The organism is SAR202 cluster bacterium (assembly GCA_016872355.1).
Taxonomy (GTDB): domain Bacteria; phylum Chloroflexota; class Dehalococcoidia; order Lucifugimonadales; family VGZY01; genus VGZY01.
This window is the reverse complement of sequence record VGZY01000001.1, coordinates 81,755-104,470: the sequence shown is the minus strand read 5'-3', so window position 1 is coordinate 104,470 and position 22,716 is coordinate 81,755. Positions and strand designations below refer to the sequence as shown.

General features: G+C 63.4%; 20 protein-coding genes, 1 other RNA gene and 1 pseudogene. 7 read left to right on the top strand and 15 right to left on the bottom strand.

Annotation, left to right across the window (positions count from 1 at the left end; all coding sequences use genetic code 11):
* Positions 1 to 20 precede the first annotated feature (20 nt).
* From FJ319_00510 to FJ319_00460, 11 genes and pseudogenes are all read right to left on the bottom strand, one after another.
* Entirely contained in the window at positions 21 to 893 is an 873-nt protein-coding gene (locus tag FJ319_00510; GenBank protein ID MBM3932784.1) for an SMP-30/gluconolactonase/LRE family protein, read from the bottom strand.
* Between the two features lie 60 nt (positions 894 to 953).
* A complete protein-coding gene (locus tag FJ319_00505) occupies positions 954 to 1,388 on the bottom strand; it encodes a hypothetical protein (GenBank protein MBM3932783.1) in 435 nt (144 codons plus the stop codon).
* Positions 1,388 to 2,290, bottom strand: a complete 903-nt coding sequence (gene ispE / locus FJ319_00500; GenBank protein ID MBM3932782.1) for a 4-(cytidine 5'-diphospho)-2-C-methyl-D-erythritol kinase — start codon at positions 2,288 to 2,290, stop codon at positions 1,388 to 1,390. The genes FJ319_00505 and ispE overlap by 1 nt, the downstream gene beginning before the upstream one ends.
* A complete protein-coding gene (gene rsmA / locus FJ319_00495) occupies positions 2,251 to 3,225 on the bottom strand; it encodes a ribosomal RNA small subunit methyltransferase A (protein ID MBM3932781.1) in 975 nt (324 codons plus the stop codon). The genes ispE and rsmA overlap by 40 nt, the downstream gene beginning before the upstream one ends.
* Positions 3,201 to 4,854: pseudogene (locus FJ319_00490) on the bottom strand (response regulator). The gene rsmA and the pseudogene FJ319_00490 overlap by 25 nt, the downstream one beginning before the upstream one ends.
* Before the next feature lie 3 nt (positions 4,855 to 4,857).
* On the bottom strand, positions 4,858 to 5,322 hold the full coding sequence (locus FJ319_00485; protein ID MBM3932780.1) for a HAMP domain-containing histidine kinase: 465 nt from the start codon (positions 5,320 to 5,322) through the stop codon (positions 4,858 to 4,860).
* The gene (locus FJ319_00480) at positions 5,323 to 6,603 is read right to left on the bottom strand and encodes a PAS domain-containing protein (GenBank protein MBM3932779.1); all 1,281 of its coding nucleotides are present in this window, start codon (positions 6,601 to 6,603) and stop codon (positions 5,323 to 5,325) included.
* A gap of 48 nt (positions 6,604 to 6,651) precedes the next feature.
* An RNA gene (ffs, locus tag FJ319_00475) (signal recognition particle sRNA large type) lies at positions 6,652 to 6,915 on the bottom strand.
* 119 nt (positions 6,916 to 7,034) lie between these two features.
* Positions 7,035 to 8,894 carry an elongation factor 4 gene (gene lepA, locus FJ319_00470; GenBank protein MBM3932778.1) on the bottom strand — a complete coding sequence of 620 codons (1,860 nt, stop codon included), beginning with the start codon at positions 8,892 to 8,894 and terminating at the stop codon, positions 7,035 to 7,037.
* Between the two features lie 76 nt (positions 8,895 to 8,970).
* Positions 8,971 to 9,756, bottom strand: a complete 786-nt coding sequence (locus FJ319_00465) for a phospholipase (protein ID MBM3932777.1) — start codon at positions 9,754 to 9,756, stop codon at positions 8,971 to 8,973.
* Between the two features lie 15 nt (positions 9,757 to 9,771).
* Entirely contained in the window at positions 9,772 to 9,993 is a 222-nt protein-coding gene (locus FJ319_00460) for a hypothetical protein (GenBank protein ID MBM3932776.1), read from the bottom strand.
* 341 nt (positions 9,994 to 10,334) lie between these two features.
* On the opposite strand from FJ319_00460, the gene FJ319_00455 reads away from it, so the two are divergent.
* Positions 10,335 to 11,315, top strand: coding sequence for a hypothetical protein (locus FJ319_00455; protein ID MBM3932775.1), 981 nt, complete (start codon positions 10,335 to 10,337; stop codon positions 11,313 to 11,315).
* Between the two features lie 21 nt (positions 11,316 to 11,336).
* On the opposite strand, the gene FJ319_00450 is transcribed toward FJ319_00455, so the two are convergent.
* Positions 11,337 to 12,056 (bottom strand): hypothetical protein, encoded by a 720-nt coding sequence (locus tag FJ319_00450; GenBank protein ID MBM3932774.1) that lies wholly within the window; start codon positions 12,054 to 12,056, stop codon positions 11,337 to 11,339.
* A gap of 210 nt (positions 12,057 to 12,266) precedes the next feature.
* On the opposite strand from FJ319_00450, the gene FJ319_00445 reads away from it, so the two are divergent.
* The 4 genes from FJ319_00445 to FJ319_00430 all read left to right on the top strand — a co-directional run bounded on the left by FJ319_00445 (position 12,267) and on the right by FJ319_00430 (position 16,918).
* Positions 12,267 to 12,914 carry a response regulator transcription factor gene (locus FJ319_00445; protein ID MBM3932773.1) on the top strand — a complete coding sequence of 216 codons (648 nt, stop codon included), beginning with the start codon at positions 12,267 to 12,269 and terminating at the stop codon, positions 12,912 to 12,914.
* A gap of 636 nt (positions 12,915 to 13,550) precedes the next feature.
* Positions 13,551 to 14,351 carry a PDZ domain-containing protein gene (locus tag FJ319_00440; protein ID MBM3932772.1) on the top strand — a complete coding sequence of 267 codons (801 nt, stop codon included), beginning with the start codon at positions 13,551 to 13,553 and terminating at the stop codon, positions 14,349 to 14,351.
* Positions 14,352 to 14,466: 115 nt separating this feature from the next.
* Positions 14,467 to 15,093, top strand: coding sequence for a hypothetical protein (locus tag FJ319_00435; GenBank protein ID MBM3932771.1), 627 nt, complete (start codon positions 14,467 to 14,469; stop codon positions 15,091 to 15,093).
* A gap of 151 nt (positions 15,094 to 15,244) precedes the next feature.
* The gene (locus FJ319_00430) at positions 15,245 to 16,918 is read left to right on the top strand and encodes an MFS transporter (protein MBM3932770.1); all 1,674 of its coding nucleotides are present in this window, start codon (positions 15,245 to 15,247) and stop codon (positions 16,916 to 16,918) included.
* A gap of 95 nt (positions 16,919 to 17,013) precedes the next feature.
* Here the strand turns inward: FJ319_00430 and FJ319_00425 are convergent, their stop codons facing one another.
* On the bottom strand, positions 17,014 to 17,355 hold the full coding sequence (locus FJ319_00425; GenBank protein MBM3932769.1) for a DUF2007 domain-containing protein: 342 nt from the start codon (positions 17,353 to 17,355) through the stop codon (positions 17,014 to 17,016).
* Positions 17,356 to 19,096: 1,741 nt separating this feature from the next.
* Here FJ319_00425 and FJ319_00420 point away from each other — a divergent pair.
* Both FJ319_00420 and FJ319_00415 read left to right on the top strand, forming a co-directional pair.
* Positions 19,097 to 19,759 (top strand): chromosome partitioning protein, encoded by a 663-nt coding sequence (locus FJ319_00420; GenBank protein MBM3932768.1) that lies wholly within the window; start codon positions 19,097 to 19,099, stop codon positions 19,757 to 19,759.
* Positions 19,749 to 20,033, top strand: a complete 285-nt coding sequence (locus tag FJ319_00415) for a hypothetical protein (protein ID MBM3932767.1) — start codon at positions 19,749 to 19,751, stop codon at positions 20,031 to 20,033. Before FJ319_00420 ends, FJ319_00415 begins: the two co-directional genes overlap by 11 nt.
* Before the next feature lie 125 nt (positions 20,034 to 20,158).
* Here FJ319_00415 and rsgA read toward each other — a convergent pair whose 3' ends face one another.
* Together rsgA and FJ319_00405 are read right to left on the bottom strand one after the other, a co-directional pair.
* Positions 20,159 to 21,439, bottom strand: a complete 1,281-nt coding sequence (gene rsgA, locus FJ319_00410; GenBank protein MBM3932766.1) for a ribosome small subunit-dependent GTPase A — start codon at positions 21,437 to 21,439, stop codon at positions 20,159 to 20,161.
* Between the two features lie 282 nt (positions 21,440 to 21,721).
* Positions 21,722 to 22,699, bottom strand: coding sequence for a Fic family protein (locus tag FJ319_00405; protein ID MBM3932765.1), 978 nt, complete (start codon positions 22,697 to 22,699; stop codon positions 21,722 to 21,724).
* Positions 22,700 to 22,716: the final 17 nt, after the last annotated feature.

Here is a 22,716-nt window from a genome sequence, read left to right as displayed (position 1 = left end):
TCGGACTGGTCTGACATGCCCTACTTCTTCGCCCTGGGTATCTTCAGCCCCGCGACGTGCATGCGGAGGGAGTAGACGGAGGTCATTGCGGCGACGTAGAGGGTCTTGTTATCGGCGTCGCCCCAGCCCATGTTGATGGACTGCTCAGGCAGCTTGATCACGCCGATGACGTTGCCGTTGGGCTCGATGACGTGGATGCCGCCGGGGCCGGTGCAGTAGATGCGGCCGTCCTGGTCCAGCTTCATGCCGTCCGGGAAGCCGGGCTCGCCCGTCTCCTTGAAGGTGTGGAAGCGGCGCTGGTTGGTCAGCGAGCCGTCCTTCTGCACGTCGAACGCGTCGATGTGCATAGATGGACGCGTGTTGATGAGGTAGAAGGTCTTCTCGTCCGGCGAGAAGGCGAGGCCGTTAGGGTCCACGAACGGGTATACGGCCGGCTGCACATCGCCGTTGGGGGCGATGCGGTAGACGCCGTTTTGAGGGATGTCCGTCTGCTCCGGCGGGTACGATCCCGCCCCGCGGTTGGTGAAGTACAGGCTGCCGTCCGAGATGCCCACAACGTCGTTGGGGCGGTTCAGCCGCTTGCCCTCGCAGTGGGTGGCGATGCCCACCACCGTGCCGTCCTTCTCCTGGCGGGAGACGCGGCGGTTAAGCTGCTCGCAGGCAATCACCCTGCCCTGCAGGTCCAGCGTGAGGCCTGTGGCGCGGCCGGTGCCGGAGCGCCATAGCTCCTTTTCCTTGCCGGGCGCGACCTTCCAGATGAAGTGCGGCTCCTTGTCTATCTGCGTGAAGAGGACGTACCCGTCCGGGTGCCAAACAGGCCCCTCGGTGAAGCCGAAGCCCGTTGCGATCTGTTTCGGCTCGCCGGCAACAAGGTCCTTCAAAGTAACTGCCATTGGAAGCCTCCTGGTAACGTAATCGAAGGTAGTTTACTACAGGGAAGGCACCCAGCACCCCTACGCCCCCCTGCGCGCCAGCGCATCCGCGGCGAGGGGGAGGAGCCAGCCGTAGGCGGCGGCCCAGCCAGCGGCGAGGGCGAGGATGCCGGGGGCGACGCGGCGGAGGAGCACGGCGAAGGGCGCCATGAGGGCAACGCCGACGGCGGCGATGGCGAGCGTAAAGAAGAGGTTGGGGCTGCCCATCCCGGCGCCGGGGATATGCCGGGCGCTCTCCCGGTACAGCAGGCCCATCGCCATGCCGAAGACGACGAACGTTGGGTATGCGAAGAGCACGAGCGCGAGCACCAGGAAGCGCGGCGGCAGCCTCGCGAGGAGCGGCCTGACGATCGGCACGGGGTTGCGCGCCAGTGCAAAGACCACAAGCGGCGCAACGCCCATGAAGACGATTGTCATTGCCAGCCCGCCCAGCGCGCCGGCCACGATGTATTGCATTAGCGGGTGCCCTCCGGGCGCCAGGCGGAGACGAGGTGCGCTTCCCAGCCGTGGCGGTGCTTGAGCATGAGCTGGAGGGCGGTGCCGAGCTCCTTGCGGGAGACCGGCGCGAACAGCGACGGTCCCGCGCCCGCAAGGTGTATCTCCCGCGCGCCGAGCGCGTAGAAGGCGTCCCAGTACTCCTTCAGCCCGGGGAACGCCTCCTTCGCCACGCCGTCAAATGCGTTGTACAGCAGCTGCGGCGGGACGTCGCCGTGGTGGTCGCGGATGCGCGCCTCCAGCTTGCGCGTCAGGTGTCCCGGCGTATAGTCCGCCGGCGTAATGCGCCTGTAGAGCGCCGCCGTCTTGTTGGGAAGCTCGATCTTCGGGCACAGGATGACGAACCACTCCAGGCTGATCGGCGGCAGCGGGCGTATGCGCTCGCCGCGACCCTGCGCCATCGCCGTCCCGCCGTGGATAAAGAACGGCACGTCCGACCCCAGCTCCGCCCCGATCGCGCGCAGCTCGTCTTCGGAAAGGCGCAGCCCCCAGAGGGTGTTCAGCCCTTTCAGCGCGGCCGCGGCGTCCGAGCTGCCCCCGCCGAGGCCCGCTGCGACGGGTATGCGCTTCTCCAGGCGGATCAGCGCGCCACCGGGGTGGCTGGCGCGCTCACGCAGCAATCTTGCTGCCTTGATAGCCAGATTGCTCTCGTCTCCCAGGTCCGGCCTGTCGCACTCCAGCGATATCTCCGGCGCGGCCTCCAGCGTGAGCGTGTCGTGCAGGCTTACGGTCTGCATGACGGTCACGACCTCGTGGTAGCCGTCCGGCCGCTTCCCGAGGATTTCGAGCGAGAGGTTGATCTTGGCGTAGGCGTTGATGGAGATCATTGGGCGGACCGCACCGCATCGTATAGCTTGCCCCATTCGTCCATGGACAGCGTCTCGGCGCGGCGTTTGGGATCGATGACGGCCTTTGCCAGCACGGCGTCCGCCTCCTCGGGGGAGATATCGAGCCCCTTGCGCAGGTTGTTGTGTATCTGCTTGCGGGGCGCGACGAAGCCGGCCTTAACGACGCGGAAGAAGCTCTCGGGCGTATCGAACGGCACGGCGGGGCTGTCGTAGACCTCGATTTTGACGACGGCGGAGGTGACGTTCGGCGACGGGCGGAACGAGCCGGGCGGCACGTACGTCACGATCTTCGGCGTGCCGTAGACCTGCGTTGCGACGGAGAGGACGCCCATCTCCCCGGGCTGTGCGCACATCTCCCTTGCGACCTCGCGCTGGACCATGACGACCATCACAGCCGGCTTGTGCGCCGCCTCCAGGAAGCGGCGGATGATAGGCGATGCGGCGTAGTAAGGGAGATTGGCGACCATTTTGTACGGCGTGTGGCGGTCGATGATGGAGTCGATGTCCACCTCGCGGGCGTCTGCTACTACGACGCGGAACGCCGGGTTGTCGGCGTACTTCTCAGTGATGGACGCGGCAAGGGCGTCGTCCAGCTCCACGGCCACCACTTTGCCGGCGGCCTGCGCCAGCGCCTCGGTGAGGAAGCCGCGCCCGGGGCCGATCTCAAGGACGGTGTCGTCCTTCGTCAGCGCAGCGGCGTCCACGATTTTCCGGAGCACGCCGCGGTCGACCAGGAAGTTCTGGCCGAGGGATTTTTTGGCGGGGGTGAAACGCCGCTCTGGGGCGGATTGGCTCACGTGCGCGCCTGGGTGCGAGGATGCATCAATCGTAAGGACACGCGACGGGGAAGGCAAGCGCGGGGATTCCCCTTCCGGTCCCCCTCTCTCTGAAGTCGGAGAGAGGGGGTCAGGGGGAGAGAGGTCCCCTACACCGTTGCGAGGTATTGCCAGAAGAGGGAGACGGCCGCGCCGCCGTCGCCGGAGGCCGCGGCGACGCCGTGCTTGGTGCCGTTGCGCACATCTCCCGCGGCGAAGATGCCGGGGACGCTCGTCTCCAGCAGCAGCGGATCGCGCTTGAGGGGCCAGCCCGCCGGGCGCTTGCCGTCCCTCAACAGGTCCAGCCCCGTGAGGATATGGCCGCTCGGGGAGAGCATGACGACGCCTTCAAGGAAGTCGCTCTGCGGTTTCTGGCCAATGAAGATAAATACGGCGGAGGCGGGGCAGTTGTCCGCGGCGCCGCTCTTGTGCCTGACGGTAATCTGCCGCACTGCCTCGTCTCCCTGCACGTCCACCAGCTCCGTTTCGAAGCGCAGCTCGATGTTCTCCTTCGATCTAATGGCGACGTCCAGGTAGCGCGACCACGTGGGCTCCGTGCCGCGTATGAGGACGGAGACCTTGCGCGCGTACCGACTGAGGAAGACCATGCCCTGTGCGGCGGCGTTGCCCGCGCCGACGACGAACACGTCCTGCCCCTGGTAGTTTGCGGCCTCCGTGTGGGCCGCGCCGTAGTAGATGCCAGCGCCGTTCCACCTCTCGGTCCCGGGGATATCGAGCGTGCGAAACCACGCGCCGGTGGCGATCAGGAGGACCTTCGACGAGACCTCTGTGCCGTCCGAGAGCGTGACGATCTTCGCCGCGCCCTCTACCCGGACGCCCGAGACGGACTGTGCCGTGAGTATCTCCGCGCCGAAGCGGCGGGCCTGGGTGACAGCGCGGCGGGTGAGCTCGCTACCCGAGATGCCGGCGGGGAAGCCGAGGAAGTTCTCGATCTTGGGGCTGTTGCCTGCTTGCCCGCCGGGGGCGTGGCGCTCGATCATGAGCACCTTGAGGCCGTCCGCCGTGGCGGTGACCGCCGCAGAGAGGCCGGCGGGACCGCAGCCGATCACGATCACATTGTAGAAGGGCCGCTCCGCCTTGATGCGCAGGCCTGTGCGGCCCGCGATTTGCTGCAGGGTGGGCTGGACGAGCACACCGCCGTCAGGGAACGCCAGCACGGGGATGCGGGGCTCGCCTGGGGCGAGCGACTGCAGAAGCGACCGCGCCTGCTCGTCCCGGTCGATGTCGAGCCGCTGGTACGGAACGGAGCTGCGCGCGAGGAAGTCCTTCACCTCGTGGGAGGCAGGCGACAACATTGCGCCGATTTACGCGCACGCCCTCGAACGGGACCTGGGCGTTGCGCTTCCACTCGTCCAGGAGCGTATCCAGCACCGGGTAGAAGTTGTCCTCCGGCGGGTGCCAGGGCTTGGTCATGTAGTAGTCGAGGCCGACCTTGTTGATCGCGTTGATCGCCGCCTCGGTGTCGGCATAGGCGGTCAAAGGGACCTTGCGCGCCTCCGGGTACGCCTTCGCCGCTTCCTCCAGAAACTCCAGGCCGCTCATTTTCGGCATGCGCTGGTCAACGACGAACAGGGCGACGGACTCCTCGCGCTGCCTGAGCTGCCGGACGACGTCGATGGCGGCCGCCCCGGATGTCGCCTTGATTATTCGAAAGTCCCTGCCGTACTTCTGGCGCAGGTCGCGCTCGACCGAGTCCAGCACGGTCTGGTCATCGTCTACCGCGAGTATGTTTGTCCTTGGCATAGGTTAACTCGCCCTGCTTTCCATTAGCTCCCGCCTGTCCAGCGGAAGGCGGACCCAGAACCTGGTGTTGCCCGGCGCGGACTGGAAGCCTATCTCACCGAAGCACCTTTCTGCGACTATCCTGCGCGCCGTGTCCAGCCCCAGGCCCGTGCCCTTGCCGACATCATTGGTCGTGAAGAAGGGCTCGAAGGTGCGCTGCTGCAGGTGCTCCGGAATTCCCGGTCCGTTATCGATGACCTCTACTACCAGCATACCCGGCTCGCCGCGAGTTCGCACGGTGACCGTGCCGGAATCCCCCGCGGCATCGACGGCGTTGTCCACAAGGTTGGTCCAGACCTGGTTAAGCTCGCCGCCGAGGGTGAAGATTTTGGGCAGTGAGCGGTCGTACTCCCGCTCAAGGCGCGTGCCCTTCTTGAACTTGTGAGAGAGGATGCGCAGCGTGCTTTCGATACCGTCGTGGACATCTATCTACTGTTCCGGCGCGCGGTCCATGTAGGAGTAGCTCTTCACCGCGCTCACAAGCTCGGACATGCTGCCCGTGCTCGTGGAGACCGTCTCGATCAGCTCCAGGACCGCCATTGTCTTGCCTGCCCATGCGAGCGCGTCGGCCAGCGCGTCCGGGTTTACCGATCCGGCGAGGCCGTCGAGACGCGTCACGCCCAGCGCGGCGAGCTGGGGAGCGAGCATCCAGGGCTCGGGGACGCTGCGCGACTCCAGCCACATCGTCACTGCCTCCTCGCGGTCAGCGCGGTCCAGAGGTCCCATGTCTCTCAGCTTCGGGGCGTTAGCGGCGAGCTCGTCCCTGAGCTCCCTGAGCAGTGCGTACTCGCCTTCAGTGAATCCCGCGATGCCCAGCCGCAGGGAGAGGCGCTCCACCTCCGCCAGGCGCTCCGCCAGCTGAGCCGCGGCGCGCTTGGCCGCTGCGGCGGGGTTGTTGAGCTCGTGCGCGAGGCCGGCGGAGAGTTTCCCAAGGGCCGCCAGCTTCTCTGACTGGCGGAGCGCCTTTTGCGCCTCCTTGAGCTCCGTTATCTCGGCGCCGTAGACGAATACCAGGGTGGACTGGACGTCGTGGCGGTGGCGGAATACGTAGTCCCGGTCCCCTACCCTCGCTTCCACGGCAACCATGTCCGGCGACTCCTGCACATGCTTCCAGCCTTCCTCGCCCATGCCGGGGCAGGTGTCCGGCCAGCACTTGCCGAGGAGGCCATTGCCGAAGACCGAGAGGGCGGCGCGGTTGGCCATGAGGATATACCCATCCTTGTCGACGCGCATGACGGGACCGGGGTTCATGTCCGGAAAGCGGGCCAGCTCGGAGAAGCGTTGCTCGGACTGTTTCAGCGCCTGCTGCGTCTCCTTGAGCTCGGAGATGTCTGCGCCGTAAACGAAGACGAGGTTGGACTCCAGGTCGCGGCGGTGGCGGAACACGTAGTCGCGGCCGCCTGTGCGGGCCTCCACGGCCACCATTTCGGGGGAGTTGCAGATGCCTTGCCAGAGCTCCTCGCCCATGCCGGGGCAGGTCTGGGGCCACCGGTTGCCGAAGAGGTTCGCGCCGAAGGCCTGGAGGGCGGTGCGGTTCGCCATGAGAATGGTCCCCTCATGAGTTACGCGCATGACGGGGCCGGGGTTCATCTCCGGGAAGCGGGCAAGCTCTGCCAGCCTGGCGGCGGTCTCGTCCAACTGCGATGGCCGGGCTGGGGGGGCATCTGGGCCGGCCGGTGCTGGCCGCCCTTCGTCAGGATTGCCGTTCACGCGGTGCGCTCCGCAGGTCCGAGGGGGAATCAGGGGAAACGGGACAGGTCGTGCACCTCTAAGTCGTTCGCGCCCGAAGACGTACCAGTGGACCCGACTCGAGCCAGGCTGACCCACGGCCCCCGGAAAGGTCCGCTTACCGTTGCTTCCTTCCGGACCTGGCGGGGTTCACGGGTTTCCGCTGCGCAGGACCCAACTCTCAACACCGGAACCCATTGGCAGTGGCCCCCGGTACGCGGCCTCATAGAGGAATTCAGCCTCGCTAGAGCGGATTGCGAGTACAGGACACCGCTAACTCCCCGCTTAGCACGACCCGGTTTCATTATAGCAGCAGTGGGCAGTGAGTAGTGAGCAGTGGGTAAGACATGGAGAGCCCCGATGCATCGGGGCCACTACGGCTGCTAGCCCACTGCTCACTGCTCACTGCTGCTCTACTTGTTTTCCACTCTCAAAATGCTCAGGAAGGCTTCCTGGGGGATTTCTACGCGGCCGACGCGCTTCATGCGCTTCTTGCCTTCCGCCTGCTTTTCCAGGAGCTTGCGCTTGCGGGTGATGTCGCCGCCGTAGCACTTGGCCAGCACGTCCTTGCGCATGGCGCGGATGGTCTCTCGGGCGACTACCTTGCCGCCGATGGCGGCCTGGATGGGCACCTCGAAGAGCTGCCTGGGGATGAGGTCCTTGAGCTTGGATGCCAGGATGCGCCCCCGATCGTGCGCGCTGTCGCGGTGGACGATTGTGGAGAGGGCGTCCACGGGGTCGCCGTTTACCAGGATGTCCAGCTTCACCAGCTTCTCGGAGCGGTAGCCGGCCACGGCGTAGTCCATGGACGCGTAGCCCTGCGTGCGCGACTTCAACTGGTCATAGAAGTCGAAGAGCATCTCGGAGAGCGGCATCGTGAACTCCATCATGACGCGCGTCTTGGAGACGTTCTGCCCGATGGTCGTCATCGCGGCGGCGTTCTCTTCTACGAGGCCGTACTGGATGTACTCCATCTTCTTGAACTCTCCGCGCTTGCCGGTGACCAGCTCCATGATGGTGCCGATGAAATTGGCCGGGGAGATGACCGTGAGTTCCACCCACGGCTCCTGGATCTCCTCGATGCGGTCCGGGGGAGGGAGCTTGGAGGGGTTGTCCACCTCCACCAGCTCGCCGCCGGTGATGATGACCTTGTACTCCACGCTCGGAGAGGTGGCCAGGAGGTTGATGTTGTACTCGCGCTCCAGGCGCTCCTGCACCACGTCCATGTGGAGCAGTCCCAGGAAGCCGCAGCGGAAGCCGGTGCCGAGAGCGAGCGACGACTCGGGCTGGAAAGAGAGCGAGGCGTCGTTGAGGCGCAGCTTCTCCAGCGCCTCGCGGAGGTTGCCGAAGTCCTCGCCATCCGAAGGGTACAGGCCCGCGAAGACCATCGGCTTGAGCGGCTTGTACGTTGCCAGGGGCTCCTTCGCGCCGCCCTCGGCGAGAGTGATCGTGTCGCCTACCGGGGCGTCTCCCACGGTCTTGAAGCCGGTGGCGATGTAGCCTACCTGTCCGGCGCTGAGCCTATCGACCTTTTTGAGGTCCGGGACGAAGCAGCCGATTTCGAGGATGTCGGCCACCTTGCTGTTCGTCATCATCTTGACGCGGGAGGTGGGCAGGACCTGCCCATCCACAAGGCGGCAATATGCAACCACGCCCTTGTAGGCGTCGTACTTGGAGTCGAATATGAGCGCGCGCAGGGGGGCGCTTTCGTCGCCCTGCGGGTTCGGGATTCGCTGGACAATCGCCTCCAGCACCAGGTCCACGCCCTTGCCGGTCTTTCCGGAGGCGAAGAGGATCTCGTCCCTCTTGAAGCCGAAGCTCTTCATAACCTCTTCGGCCACGCGCTCAGGCTCCGAGGCCTCCAGGTCGATTTTGTTGATGATCGGGATGATCTCGAGGTTGTTCTCCATCGCCAGGTGCACGTTCGCGAGCGTCTGCGCCTGTATGCCCTGCGTGGCGTCCACTACAAGCAGAGCGCCTTCGCAGGCGGCGAGGCTGCGGGAGACTTCATAGGAGAAGTCTACGTGGCCCGGAGTGTCGATGAGGTTGAGCTCGTACTTCGTGCCATCCTTCGCCGGGTACTTGAGGCGCACGGCCTTGGCCTTGATCGTGATGCCGCGCTCGCGCTCCAGGTCCATGGCGTCCATGCGCTGCTCAAACATCTCGCGCGGGTCGATCGCGTGCGTCATTTCGAGCAGGCGGTCCGCGAGAGTCGATTTGCCGTGGTCGATGTGGGCGATGATGCAGAAGTTGCGTATGTGGCTGGCAGTCATAGTAACTGATGGTAGCATGGAAGGCAGTCGGCAGTCAGTAGTTAGTAGTTGGTCAATCCCCGAACTGGTGAGTTCTTTACGGGGATGATCTCCACGTCCTTACGTACTCCTCGAAGTCCCAGTCCTTGAGGAACGACCTTGCGGCGGCCCGGCCGGAGTCCAGCAGCGTGTTCTTCTGGAATTCGGTGAGGTTGAAGTTGGTACTGCCGATGCCCTTCGCGTCTATCGCGATGGTGCGGGCCCAGTGGCGCTTGCTGATGTATCGCTGGTCTGAGTACGAGAAGGTGGCGTCCCAGAGGGCGGTGACCAGGCCGATGGGGCTGGTGATGGCGTGCGGCGCGTGGCGGAACGGGTCGGCGGGGCCATCGGGCTGGGGCTCGTAGAGGTTGAAGCCGAAGGTGGGCCACTCCGGCGACTGGCCGGGAGGGACGTCGAAGAGCCAGACGGGGTAGTTGCTGAGGATGCCGCCGTCCACGATCACGTGCGTAAGCTTCGTCTTCGGGTTGTAGAGTCGCGCAGGCTCGAAGAAGAACGGGATGCTCATGCTCATCCGGAGGGCGAAGGCGATCGACAGCTCGTCGGGATCGATGCCGAACTCCGCGATGTCGTCGGGCAGTATGAGCATGCGGCCGGCGGTGACGTCCGACGCGATGACGCGCAGCTTGTAGCGGTACTTCGGGTCCGCCTCCAGCCCGGGGATGATAAGGTCGCCGAACACCTTCTCGCCCTTCTTTGCGAGGTATTTGCCGATCGCCTCCTGGAAGCGGTTGCCCTCGTATATCCCGAAGTCCTTGAGGATGCTGGGGAGGTACTGCGCGAGCTTGCCGAAGCGCGGGATGAGGCGCAGGGGGAAGAGGCCGATCTCGCCGAGCCTGTCCTACCACCCCTTGTCCATGAGCTGCGCGAAATCGAACGACCAGATGATCTCTCGGACCTCATGGCCGGTGTAGCCGCAGGCGACGAGCGCCGCGATGATCGAGCCGGCGGATGTGCCCGCGACGTTTTCCCACGTGTAGCTGGCGGCCTCCGCCTCCAATAGCGCGCTGGCGTGTGCGATGCCGCGGACTCCTCCACCTTCGAAGACGGCGTCGGCCTGCATAGGCACCTCCGGTGCCGGGTACGGGGTACAGCCCCGATTCGCAGACTCATCGGGGTTCAGAGCAAGGTACGGGGTACGGTGACAGACAGGGACAGGGTAAGGGGTGAAGGGTGAGGGGTAAAGTGGGGGAAACGCGTACGGGTGGGTGGATGGCGTGGTGGCGCACTGCGTGCGCTCCGTCGGGGTAACCCACGTGATTGGTGACCACCGGAGAGCGCACGCAGTGCGCCACTACAGTGGGTTAGTGCGTTGGCGTATAGCAATGATTTCGTTCTTGTGTTCGCTCCGTCATAAACCTTACCCTTTACCCCAGACCCTTTACCCCGCTTTGGAGATGTCACTTGTTACTGCCAATTGATCAGCCGCTGGACCTTGTCTCTACACTTTTGAGCGGCCAGGCGTTCCGGTGGCGGATAGGAGACGCTACCTCATTCTCCTCTCCCGGTCCGCCGCGGCGGACGGGAGAGGATGTCGCGTCTTCGCGACAGGTGAGGGAAGAGCCGTGGTACCACGGCGTCATTTATCGCAACATCGTGAAGCTGAGGATTGTGCCGGGCGGGATCGAGTTCTACTCGGCGCCGGACGATGAGCGGGTGGTTGCGCCGCTGCTGATGGACTACCTGGGCCTGAACGTGGACATCAATGAGGTCTACCGGAACATTGGGACGGACGACAGGCTGCGGGCTTCGATAGCGCACTACCCCGGCATGCGGATACTGCGGCAGGAGCCGTGGGAGTGCCTCGTATCGTTCCTGTGCGCTCAAGCCTCCAACATCCCCCGCATCACGAAGAACATCGAGGACATGGCGACGGCGTTCGGCAGGCCGCTGGAGCTGGACGCTCCGGCCGGGTCCGGAGTCCGCGGGATGGTCCGCCGCAGCTCCTTCCCTACCCCGCAGGAGCTGGCCACGGCGACGCGGCAGCAGCTTTGGGACCTGCGGCTGGGCTACCGCGCCGACTACATCTACGAGACGACGCAGCTGGTAGCTGAGGGAAAGGTCGACCTGGCGGCGATGCGCGAGATGGACTATGACAGGACGCTTGCGGCAATGATGGAGATCCCCGGCGTAGGCGACAAGGTGGCCAACTGCATCATGCTATTCTCGCTCGACAGGCTGGACGCCTTTCCTGTGGACGTGTGGATAGACCGGGCGATGCACGAGTGGTACTTCACCCCGCAGGGCAAGAAGCTGAACCGCAAGCAGCTCCGCCTCTGGGCCATGCAGCAGTGGGGCCGCCACGCTGGCTACGCGAACCACTACCTCTTCCACGGGCGGAGGTTGATGGGGAAGGAAGATCAGAGAGAGGGATCTGTTGCGTAGTTCCGGCGGCTAGACTCTGGCCTAACGGCCCAACCGCTTCTTGGCAGTTGGGAAGACCCTGCAAATAGCAACCTTCGCCGATTCGAAGTCCCGTTCGAAGGATTCCCTGTGAGTATTCATCACCTGTCGCGCAGGCAAACCCATACTTATAATTGCGGTTGTCGGTGCAGGTGTCCAGTATCTCTCCAGTAGAAGAGCGGCCTTTTTGCCCAAGACGACAATGAGCCTAGGATCTGCGACCTCGAGCCATTCGGCGAGGAAACAGTCGATCGAGAATTTGAATAGGCCATCGTCTACTTCATGCGGTCTGACGCCATCTGGCGTATTCGCAAGCAGCACATTTGAGTAGGCCAACTCTTCGATCTTGAGGCCAAAGCAAATCGGGAAGTCGATGTTCCTGAAAATATCCCATGTTGGCATTGCAGTTGCTAGATAGTCATTTAGAGCTACAAAGTGGTCGACAACAGGGCGCTTCATGAGTTGAGGGAGCAGAGTCTTAAATAGCGGTTCGTCTCTGTCAAACCTGCCATTGGCCCCTTTCCCGGGTCCGGGATTGGTTCCCAGGAATACGACTCGCGACTTGGAGTAATGTTTGCCAATGTACCCGGGAAGGGGCAATCTAGTGTACCCGTTGCGTTCGATGGTGGGGGCCACCTGTCCGGGCCAATTCCCTGTCGCAGTCTGCCACGACCGAGGATCAGATATCCTTGCCGCCAAGTTTGCCAACTCTTGTTCGTCCATCTGAAGTCCCTCGGTCGAATGATGCGCTAGACGCTACAGGCTTGATTTATGTTAGTCAACTCTTTTGTCTGACGATTTGTAGAGTGTCTCTTACGGGTCGATAAGACTCCAAGACGCTCTACTTCATACCCATATCCCCCCTCCCCTTTCGGCCAGTGGCCCAGCGCGGCGCAACCGGCGTACGATTATCCGTATGGGGGTAGTGCCGCTATGCCGCCTGCGGGTGATACCGATGTCAGGGTGCTGGTGATTGCCGACGACCACCTGGCGCGGGCCGGGCTGGCTGCGCTGCTGGCCGAGATGGCGGGCGTGCGGGTGATTGGCCAGCTCTCGGGCGCGGAGTACGTGACGGTGAAAACCGACGTGTTCGCGGCGGACGCGTCGGTGTGGGACCTGGGATGGAGCACCCCATCCGGCGTCGAGAGTCTCGCGGCGGCCTCGGGCAGGTCGCTGCCGGTGGTGGCGCCCCTCCCGGACGATACGCACGCCGCCGATGCGTGGCACCCGGGCGCGCGCGGCCTGCTGCTGCGCGACGCGGACTCCCCTACCCTGCTGCGCGCTATCACTGCCGTTGCGCAGGGACTCGCAGTCTTCGACCTTGCCCTGTCTCCGGCCTTTTCTTCTTCCACTCGCTCCGACGACCGCTCCGGGCCCGTCGCGGTGGACCTCACTCCCCGCGAGAAGCAGGTGCTCCTCCTCATGGCCGAAGGCCTCTCCAACAAGGCCATTGCCTCGCGCATCTCCATCAGCGAGCACACGGTCAAGTTCCACATCAACGCTATTCTCAGCAAGCTGTCCGCGCAAAGCCGCACCGAGGCGGTCACCCTGGCCACTCGGATGGGCCTCATTACCCTGTGAGGCCCGCACCCTGACCGGTTGGGCAGGTGGACTGGAATAACGGGCGATGTTGGGGGTCTGTTGCCGGGCATAGACTGGGTGTGTGGGAGATGGGAGCGGAGCGCTGGCCCGCCCATGAATGGACCTGCCGTTGGGGAGGTCCTCGGACATCCCCCTGGCCCCCTTCAATCGCTTCGCTCTGAAGGGGGAATAACGAAGAATGCAACGGGACTTCGTCCCGTACCCTACCGAGGGCTTCGCCCTCTGGACTCCCAAGACTTTGGGGCTTCGCCCCAAACCCCGGCGAGGGCTTGGCACTCTGCACACCCGAGGACATTCGAACGGGGTCCTGACATGCCTCGGGTTTGTCACTCTCGGACACCCTAGGACATTCGAACGGGGTCCTGACATGCCTGGGGGGTGCCCTCTCAGACCCCCGAGGACATCAGGTCTTTGTCCTGACCTGCCAGAGAACGAACCGGCGCCGATCGGTCCCAGTGGGGCAAACATAGGCCCACATAAGGTAATGCGTAGACAGGTTCCTCGGGAATATGGAGGCGGAATATATCGGAGTTTTTGACGCGGATATCGAATGACCTTTATGACGTTGTGGCGGCCGCTGGCCGGAGCGTGGTGCGGGTGGATGGGCGCGACAGGATGGGCGCAAGCGGGTTCGTGTGGTCGGCGGACGGCGTGATCGTCACGGCCCACCACGTGCTTGAGCGCGACGAGAATGTCTCGGTGGGCCTGCCGGACGGCAGCTCGGTGGACGCGAAGCTGGTGGGCCGCGATCCTTCCACGGACCTCGCCGTGCTGCGCGTGCAGGGAGGCCTGGCGGCGCCGGGTCTGATTGAGCCGGAGGGGTTGAAGGTGGGGAATATTGTGCTCGCGCTCGGGCGGCCGGGGAAGACGGTGCAGGCGACGCTCGGGGTCGTGAGCGCTCTTGGGCAGGGCTGGAGCACCCGCGCCGGCGGGAAGATCGACCGGTACCTCCAGACGGACGTTGTGATGTACCCGGGCTTCTCCGGCGGGCCGCTGGTGGAAGCATCCGGCCGCATTGCGGGGCTGAACTCCTCGTCGCTCTCGCGCGGGGTGACGGTGTCGGTCCCTGTGCCTACCATCCGGCGTGTCGTCGAGACGCTGCTGGCGCACGGGAGGGTGCGCAGGGCGTACCTGGGCGTCGGCGCGCAGATAGCGCGACTGCCGGTGGCGCTGGAGAAGAAGACGGGCCAGGAGACCGGCCTGCTCGTGCTCACGGTTGAGCCGGGCAGCGGCGCGGAAAAGGCCGGCCTGATGATGGGCGATACGATTCTGGCGCTGAACGGCCGCCCCCTGCGCAATCTTGATGACCTGCTATCCCAGCTTACGGGCGAGTCCGTGGGCTCGACGGTCCCGGTCAAAGTCGTCCGCGGCGGCGACCTCCGCGAGGTGAAGGTGACGGTGGGAGAGAGGCAGTAAGGCGATGCGAAACAGCCGCAGTAGGTAGTAGGTAGTCGGTAGTTGGCCAACAGCCAAGAACAAGGTCGGATCTCCCTCCTACCAACTCCCTACTACTGTACTCCGGGAGGTACGCATGCAGACGTTACTTGAGGCACTCAGCGGGGATATGGCCGGTGTTGTTGCGGGGGTGCGGCGGAGCCTGGTCCACGTGCGGAACGGGGTCCGGGGCGCCGGCGCGGGCAGCATCTGGCACGCCGACGGCCTGATAGTTACCAACGCGCACGTTGTGCAGTCCAGGGACATCGCCGTGATTCTCCCCGACGGCCGCGAGGTGCCCGCCGTTGTGGCGGCCTACGACCGGCGGCTGGACCTCGCCGCGCTGACGGTGCGCGAGAGCGGGCTCCCGGTGGTGGACCTTGGAGACTCCAGGCAGATCCACCCCGGCCAGATCGTTATGTCCATGGGGCACCCGTGGGGCGTCGCCGGCGCGGTGAGTGCCGGGGTAGTAATCGGCTTGGAGTCGCAGGAGTGGCATGGGCCGGAAGGCCCGCGCGAGTGGATAGTGGCGAACCTGCCCCTTCGGCCCGGCCACTCCGGCGGGCCAATGCTGGACGCCCACGGCAGGCTGGTCGGCATCAACACGATGATCACCGGCCCGGAGGTAGCCATGGCCGTTCCGGTCCACGTCGCGAAGGGCTTTCTGAGCGACGCCCTGAATGCGCGAGGAGCTGCGGGAGGAACCAATCGGCCGTTTGTATAGTTGTTGCTCACAACTATTAAGAGTATGATAAGTAAATTGTCCGGGCATGTAGCCGGACGATTGAATATCCGGCTGGCAAGTCGCTGACCGAGGGGCCACCCGATCAGGGTGGCTCTTCTTCGTGACTGGGCCAGCCGGGCCAGGAGCATACATGAAGGAGCAAGCGGCAGGGGCCCCGGCGGGCGAGGGCGGCGCGGGGCGGCCGGCGGGTCCCGGGGCGACGGCGGAGTTCGTTTCACTGCCCAGGAGGCAGGTCCTCCTGACAATGGGCGGCCTGATGCTGGCCCTGTTCCTCGCGGCGCTGGACCAGACGGTGGTGGGCACGGCGATGCCGAGAATCGTTGGCGACCTTGGCGGCTTCGACAAGTTCACGTGGATCACAAGCGCCTATATCGTCGCCTCGACGACCGTCGTGCCGATCGTCGGCCGCCTGTCCGACCTGTACGGCCGGAAGCTCTTCTACATCCTTGCGATAGTCATATTCCTGGTGACATCGGTGCTGGCCGGGTTCAGTCAAACGATGAACCAGCTTATCTTCTTCCGCGCGCTGCAGGGTATCGGCGGCGGCGCAATCATGGCGCTCGCATTTGTGTCGATCGGCGACCTCTTCCCCCCTGCCGAGCGCGGCAAGTACCAGGGAATCATCTCCGCCGTATTCGGCCTTTCGTCAGTCATCGGCCCCACGCTGGGCGGCTTCATCACAGACAACATCTCGTGGCACTGGGTCTTCTTCATCAACCTGCCGCTAGGCATCCCGATAGTCGCTCTCTTCGTGAAGTACTTCCCGTCGTCTCACATTTCGGCGCGCAAGGCCCCGCTGGACATCCCTGGGGTGGTCCTGCTCATTCTTTCGATAGTGCCGGTAATGCTTGGCCTGTCGATGGGCGGCGTGCAGTACGAGTGGAGCTCGCCGATAGTGATCGGCCTCGTGGCCATTTCCGCGGTTGCGGTAGTGCTCTTCATAATCGTCGAGTCCAGGGCCAAAGACCCGATCATGCCGCTGGGCATCTACAAGAACCCCGTTGTGAGCCTGTCGCTGCTGATAATGTTCTGCGTCGGATTCGGTATGTTCGGCGGCATCGTGTTCGTGCCGCTGTATTTCCAGGGCGTCCTGGGCGCATCTGCCACCAGCAGCGGCAGCTTCCTTACGCCGATGATGCTTGGCGTGGTGTTCGGCGCCGCGCTCTCCGGGCAGGCCCTCTCCCGCTTCGGCGGGCGGTACCGCCTCCAGGGTCTCGTGGGCCTCTCGATAATGGCCACCGGCATCTTCCTGCTCTCCAGGATGACCCCGGACACGAGCTATGGCCTGGCAGTGCTCAATATCATTCTGATGGGGTTTGGGATGGGCACGACCTTCCCCACGTTCACGATCGCCGTGCAGAACGCGGTGCCGCACAGCTTCCTTGGCGTGGCGACTTCAGCTACCCAGTTCTACCGGTCAATCGGCGGATCGCTGGGGCTGGCGATTCTTGGCGCGTACATGACCAACCGCTTTACGGCGCACCTGGCCGATACGCTCTCTCCGGCGGTAAGGGAGGCGGTCCCGGCCGAGCAGATAAGCGAGATTGCGGGCAACCCGCAGGCGATGGTGGGCGGCAACGCGCTGGCGGCCCTGCAGGAGCGGTTCGCCGGTGCAGGCCCGCAAGGGGCAGAGCTTGCGCAGCAGATGCTCACCGGCCTGCGACTCGGCCTCTCTCACGCCATCTCGGACGTGTTCACGGTGAGCCTTGCGACAGTGGTGGTAGGTCTCTTCCTCACGTACTTCATCAAAGAGGTCCCATTGCGAGGCCGCGGCCCGGTCTCCGGCGGCCACGCCGAGATTTAGGGCCAGGCAAAGCAGGATAGCGGACACAACTTCGCCCCGGTCGATGGGAGCCCTCCCATACCCGACCGGGGCGACCTGTTTCCAGCGGCAAAGGCCTACGGCCGCGTGACGAACTGGGAGATAATAAGCACAAGGACTATCACCTCAACCAGTCCCCAAATGTAGAGGCTGAGTGGGCTCCTGTGTGGGGAGGCAAAGGAGGTATCGGAGGGGGCAGGAGAGCCCTCGGAAGGCAGGCCAAGCAGATGACTCGCCTCTTCCATATCCGTCTCCTGGACCATGAGCTTGATTCCGCCAACGGCCTGCGCGTAGTTAAGGGTCGCCATATGCTCGTCAGCGACGAACGCGGGGATGCCCTCCGCATCCAGCCTGCTCTTTGCCAGGTTGGCCTCGGCGACGTATGAGAACCGGGCTAGTGTGACCAGCTTGTCGGGCATCTCACCTCTGTCGTGCCACGGGACGTTTGATAGAACATCGCTATTGTATCGAAAACGCCCCGGCGAATGCGCGCCTGCACCTATCCTGGATCGCAAGCAATCAAGATCGCACGATAGCCACGAGCATCCGCTATCACACAAGCCCCTGCGGTTCTATTGCATGATGCATTGCAAGCAAGATACCTATGAGTCGCGGATGCGTTGATTGGGTGATGGCAAACTACCGGGAGGCCTGTGCGCCATACGGACAGACCGGGAGCGCAGCAATCATGCAATCATACTATCTCTCAAGCTAGTTATCTTTAAGGCCGGCACAGGGCTCAGAGGATAGCTCGCTAGCAGATCTATAGGGATGACTTGATGACCTGAAGAGCAGACAGCGAGCTATCTCACTATCAGTGCGTTGAGGCTGGCAAGCTAGCTGCGTAGCAAGATGGCGTGCGATCCGTCCGCCGCCCTTGGCGCATTCGTCGGAGCGTAGGGCCACAGCAGAGAGAGAATCCGGCGTGATAGCACGATAGTAAGATAGTCCGTTATCAGAAACCGCCAGGCTCCGGCTCCTGCAGATGTCAGGCCGTTCTGCGGCGCGGGAAGATAGCGCGATAGCATGATGCTCTGATGCACCGCTAGCATGGCAGCTAGATAACTGGACAGCATGATAGCAAGGCAGCAGTCCAAGCCGCCGGCCCTGGGCCGGTCCTTCGCCGTGGCGCCGGGTCCCTATCACGATAGCTTGCACGCAAGCCAGCTAGATAGCGTGCTAGCAATTCCGCAGCTGGTCGGTCGGCGGTTCGGCGAGGACCCGCTGCTGACGTGCGCACGGAAGCGACTCGGAATTCGGTAACCAGGGCATCGGCGCACTTGGAGATAGCTGAATATCAAGATAGCAGAATGGCCGCTCCATATAACGCTCTATGGGGCCTGCCCGGCGCTTATGGCAATGAAATGCCTGTCCTGGACTGGTTTCTTCGCTGTGCGGGCATTCTGGAGAGATTGCCGTGCGTTATGTAGAGTATCGGTCCGGAGTCCCTGTTGGTCGATAGTGTCAGGGCTTCAGATCGCCCGGTGGGTATTTTTTGTGTCACCGGCACACCTCATCAGATAACAAGTCATACAGATGGCGTGCTAGCGAGCTATCGAGGTCCTACGGCATGGACCGTGGTCCTGGTCGCGCCTCACACTTGATCACCAGTTGAAGCCATCACGATGACTTGTTTGCAAAGTAGCAAGATAGCTGGATGGCCAGACAGCAAGACAGCGAGTCATCCGCAGGCGATGGCAGCGGATATCTTGACGGCGGAATAACTAGATCGCGAGATGGCTCGATACTGGGATAGCAAGGTAGCAGGATGACAAGACAGCAAGCAAGCAAGAAAGCGAGCTACGAGGTGTACCCGGATAACTTGATGACTCCGCGAATTGGCGACCTGGTAACTTTGCGCCATCGAAATGAGGCAGGTCCGCAGCGTCTGCCGGCGATCTCTCCATCTCGATGAGAAGATAGCCTGACGTCATGATGCCAATATAGCTGGATGGCAAGTATCCACGCGTATCTCGATAGCTTGCATGCGCCGCATCTTGATGACTGGGAGGCAAGCGATCCTTAATATTTCGCCTAAACGTTGTCAAAAATCTCATTGACCGCGCCGAGGCCGTTACCTTATCTATATAGCTGTGCATCAAGATCGACTGCTAGATAGGAATCTTGATTGCAAGATATTCTCAGCAATGGTGGGCAGCCATGATAGTTGCAGTGATTGGAGAGAAGGGCGGAACGGGAAAGACCACGTTCTCTACCAACCTGGCCGGGCTCAGGGCGGTGGCCGGCAGGGACGTGCTGGTGGTGGACGCGGACAGGCAGGGCAGCGCCAGCTACTGGGCGGAAGCCAGGGGAGGGAAGGGGCTCAAGCCGGTGACATGCGTCCAGAAGTTCGGTGAGGGCCTCGCACGGGCGGTCCGAGACATGTCCCGCCGTTACGAGGACATAGTCATAGATATTGGCGCGGGCGATAGCAAGGAGATCGAAGGCGCCCTGCGCGTGGCCGACCGCGCGATCATCCCCGTGCAGCCCACCGGACTGGACGTGTGGACGCTCGGCCTGCTGGACGACCGCATCGCCGAGGCAAAGGTGGCCAACGACGGCCTCAAGGCATGGGTGGTCATCAACAGGGCCTCGTCGAACCCCAAGGACGGCGATACAAAGCAGGCGCATACCGCAATCTCACAGTGCGAGAACATAAAGGTCGCGGACTTCGTAGTGCGCGACAGGGTCTCCTTCAAGCGCGCGGTCCCGGAGGGTATGGTCGTAAGCGAGTACCGGCCCGCGGACAACAAGGCAGTGGAGGAGATGGACAAACTCTACAAGATCGTCTTCGGAGAGGAGAACGGCTCACATGGAAGTTAGGCCAGGGAAACGTTTCGAGCCCATTAAACCTATCAATACCCGGGGGAGCGGCCCGGCAGCAAAGTTGCGCCGCGCCAACGACCTGGGTCCGCGCAAGGCGGTGATCCTCCGAATGCCGGAGGACGTAGCTCACAAGCTCAAGATCGTCTCCGCGCACGAGGACATGACGGCCCAGGACTTCTGCATGCAGGCGATCATGCCGCACATCCAGCGGGCGATGCGCAAGCACGGGCTGGATACGCTAAAGGCGGACGATAGCGCGGCGGCAGGGTAGGGCAGGAGCCTGCAGGCGCGGTTCGGACCGGATTGCAGTATATGCAAGATTGCCTGATTGCACGATAGCCAAGTCAAGGACCCCGACAATTGTCGGGGTCCTTGACTTGGTGACGCAGGAACTACCTACAATGGCAGCGCGGCATAGATGAGAGTGTAGCTGTGGTAACGGCTCCGGGCGATGGCGCCGGACGCCACTGCCGCCTGCACGCCGCAGTCCGGCTCAGCCATGTGCGCGCAGTCCGCGAACCGGCACACGGTCGCGCGGGCAAACTCAGGAAAGTACCCGCCAAGCTCTCGCCTGGTCAGACCGGCGATCCCGAACTCGCGAATACCGGGCGTGTCGACTACCGCCCCGCAGTTCGCGAGCCTGAATAGTGCCGCCTGGGTGGTCGTGTGACGTCCCTCTCCGCTCTGAGCGCGCACCTCGGACGTTCGTATCGTTAACCCCGGCTGGACCGCGGTTACGAGGGACGATTTCCCCGCGCCGGACATCCCGACAAGTACGGTCACCTTGCCCTCCAGGGTTTGGCGCAACGACTCTATGCCCTGTCCGGTCCGGGCGCTCGCCTTGATGACCTCAAACCCCAGCTCTCGGTAAGGCTGCATCGCGCCGTCGACCTCTGCGAGACTCTCCGCAAGGTCTACCTTGTTGACGCAGACGACTGCGCCAAGCCCGCTGCGCCTGGCCGCGATCAGGTAGCGGTCGATGAGCTCCAGCCAGATAACCGGCTCGCGCCAGGACGCGACAATCAATACCTGGTCCGCGTTGGCTACGACCACCTGCCTGAGGTGCTTCAGGAACACATCCTGCCTTGTGAGCGCGGACCTCCTGGGCAGCACCTGCTCGATTATTCCGGCGCCCGCCACACCTGGTGTGTAGATTACTTCGTCTCCGGCTGCGACCGCGTTCGTGAACCCTGTCTCGGCCGCCGTGATCGAGCTACGGATGGTGCAGGGCAGGGGAGATCCATCGCCGGTTTCCACCGTGCACAGGCCGCTGTTGACCGTCAGAACAGTGCCCCGGACTGCCGTCTCCGGGTGGTCTGTGCCTGGCATCGACGTCCCGAGCTCCGTCTCCCTGGGCGGCGCAAACACTGCCCTTGCCAGGTCCTTGCGGCGGTCATTCTCATCGATGGGCATTATGCGCTCGTTGGCGTCCAGCCCCATGTCGTCCCACGCCTCTTCGCCCAGAGCGTCCCAACCCTTTTTGCGGGGTCCTTTAGGCTCCAGATTGCGTCTGACCGCCTTCTTGCGGGCCGACTCGATCTGCCCGCGACGCTCCTGCCTGGATGCTCCGCGCAGATAGCGGTCGACGGTCTCGGGGTGCTTCGAAAAATCTTGCTTTGACAATTGGACACCGCCTCCATGCAGCAAAACGAAAGGCCATGAATCCTGTGGACTCATGGCCGCGTAGATGAGCTTGAACTATTCCTGCGGGCGATTCCTGGCCCGAGAAACAAAAACGGCCATGGTCGGGCAGTCGTGCTGCCGGCCCATGGCCTGCGAGGCTTGCTGTATGGCGCGGTAACTAGGCGCGGACCCCCGCCGGGGCCGGGCAAGCAGCGACTGCGTGTGTAGTGGGGATGTTTATTTCAGACATCTAGCCAGCCTCCTTTGTGGGGTGAATGCGCCGCCATTTGTGGCGCATGGATCGATTATAGGCGAATACGTTGTACTCCGCAACAGCTATCTCTTGGGACGGTACACTCTGGACTTCGTCTTCCCCTCGTACGTGAGCAGCCCTTTATCAACCAGCTTTGCGAGGTCCCGCGTGGCGGCCAGCTCGCTCATCCCGGTGAGGTCCATGTACTCCGAGCGGGTTATCTGTCCCGTTCCCATCGCGTAAAGGTGTCCATCTACTAGCCGGGAAGGGAGCCCCATCTCCGCGTCGTCCTTGCCAAGGTCCAGCGATAGCCTGTGCCAGTTGTTGAGCCGGTTGACCAGGTCCTGCGCAGCGATGCTTACGGCGGCGGTGTAGAACTCCAGCCAGCGCGTTGCGTCGTATCCGTTGGAAAACTCTGCGCCAAGGGTTGTCGTGACCGTCGATATGTAACGGTCCCTTACATGGGCGAGAGTGAGCTCCAGGTTCAGCATCTTGCGAAAAGAGAATTGCGACTTCTGTAGAAACAGGCCGCTGACGGCCCGGGTGGTGCTGCCGTTCCCTGTGGTGAAGGGGTGTATGGCCAGAAGCTGGATGTGGGCGATGCCTGCCTTGAGCACCGTATGCGTCTGCGTGTCCCCAGCGAGCCACGCTGTGAGTTCGCGGACGAGCACAGGAATGTCCGCTTCCCCCGCCGGCCGGTACCCTGCCGGCCGCGCCGCCTCCTTGCGGTAATGGCCAGGCGTGGACCCACGGCGCCCGATGGTTAGCTGCCTATGCACCTCACGCAGCACGAACTCCTGGACCTGCGCATCAGGCATTTCGCTGACGAAGTCGATGAACTCATATGCCCGCAGGGCATTCGCCTCGTCTGCAGACTTCGCTGCAGCGTGCTGACAATTTTCCAGCGCAGCCGTCGCCGCGGCGCGACGCTGTCGCTCCGATCTGACCAGCCACCCTTCGTGCCGCGGCGCAAAGATCTGGCTGGCGACCAGCCACTTGAGGCGGTCCAGGTCCGCAAGTGAGTACTTCATGGAGTCCGTAACGGCGAATGTGGGCAGCATGATAGTAAGAATAATAT

Excerpts from the sequence above, each read along its gene's own strand:
- FJ319_00510 (MBM3932784.1), bottom strand. The coding sequence starts at position 893 with ATGGCAGTTACTTTGAAGGACCTTGTTGCCGGCGAGCCGAAACAGATC.
- FJ319_00505 (MBM3932783.1), bottom strand. The coding sequence starts at position 1,388 with ATGCAATACATCGTGGCCGGCGCGCTGGGCGGGCTGGCAATGACAATC.
- ispE (MBM3932782.1), bottom strand. The coding sequence starts at position 2,290 with ATGGGGCAAGCTATACGATGCGGTGCGGTCCGCCCAATGATCTCCATC.
- lepA (MBM3932778.1), bottom strand. The coding sequence starts at position 8,894 with ATGACTGCCAGCCACATACGCAACTTCTGCATCATCGCCCACATCGAC.
- FJ319_00460 (MBM3932776.1), bottom strand. The coding sequence starts at position 9,993 with ATGCAGGCCGACGCCGTCTTCGAAGGTGGAGGAGTCCGCGGCATCGCA.
- FJ319_00450 (MBM3932774.1), bottom strand. The coding sequence starts at position 12,056 with ATGGACGAACAAGAGTTGGCAAACTTGGCGGCAAGGATATCTGATCCT.
- FJ319_00445 (MBM3932773.1), top strand. The coding sequence starts at position 12,267 with ATGCCGCCTGCGGGTGATACCGATGTCAGGGTGCTGGTGATTGCCGAC.
- FJ319_00440 (MBM3932772.1), top strand. The coding sequence starts at position 13,551 with ATGGGCGCAAGCGGGTTCGTGTGGTCGGCGGACGGCGTGATCGTCACG.
- FJ319_00435 (MBM3932771.1), top strand. The coding sequence starts at position 14,467 with ATGCAGACGTTACTTGAGGCACTCAGCGGGGATATGGCCGGTGTTGTT.
- FJ319_00430 (MBM3932770.1), top strand. The coding sequence starts at position 15,245 with ATGAAGGAGCAAGCGGCAGGGGCCCCGGCGGGCGAGGGCGGCGCGGGG.
- FJ319_00425 (MBM3932769.1), bottom strand. The coding sequence starts at position 17,355 with ATGCCCGACAAGCTGGTCACACTAGCCCGGTTCTCATACGTCGCCGAG.
- FJ319_00420 (MBM3932768.1), top strand. The coding sequence starts at position 19,097 with ATGATAGTTGCAGTGATTGGAGAGAAGGGCGGAACGGGAAAGACCACG.
- FJ319_00415 (MBM3932767.1), top strand. The coding sequence starts at position 19,749 with ATGGAAGTTAGGCCAGGGAAACGTTTCGAGCCCATTAAACCTATCAAT.
- rsgA (MBM3932766.1), bottom strand. The coding sequence starts at position 21,439 with ATGAGTCCACAGGATTCATGGCCTTTCGTTTTGCTGCATGGAGGCGGT.
- FJ319_00405 (MBM3932765.1), bottom strand. The coding sequence starts at position 22,699 with ATGCTGCCCACATTCGCCGTTACGGACTCCATGAAGTACTCACTTGCG.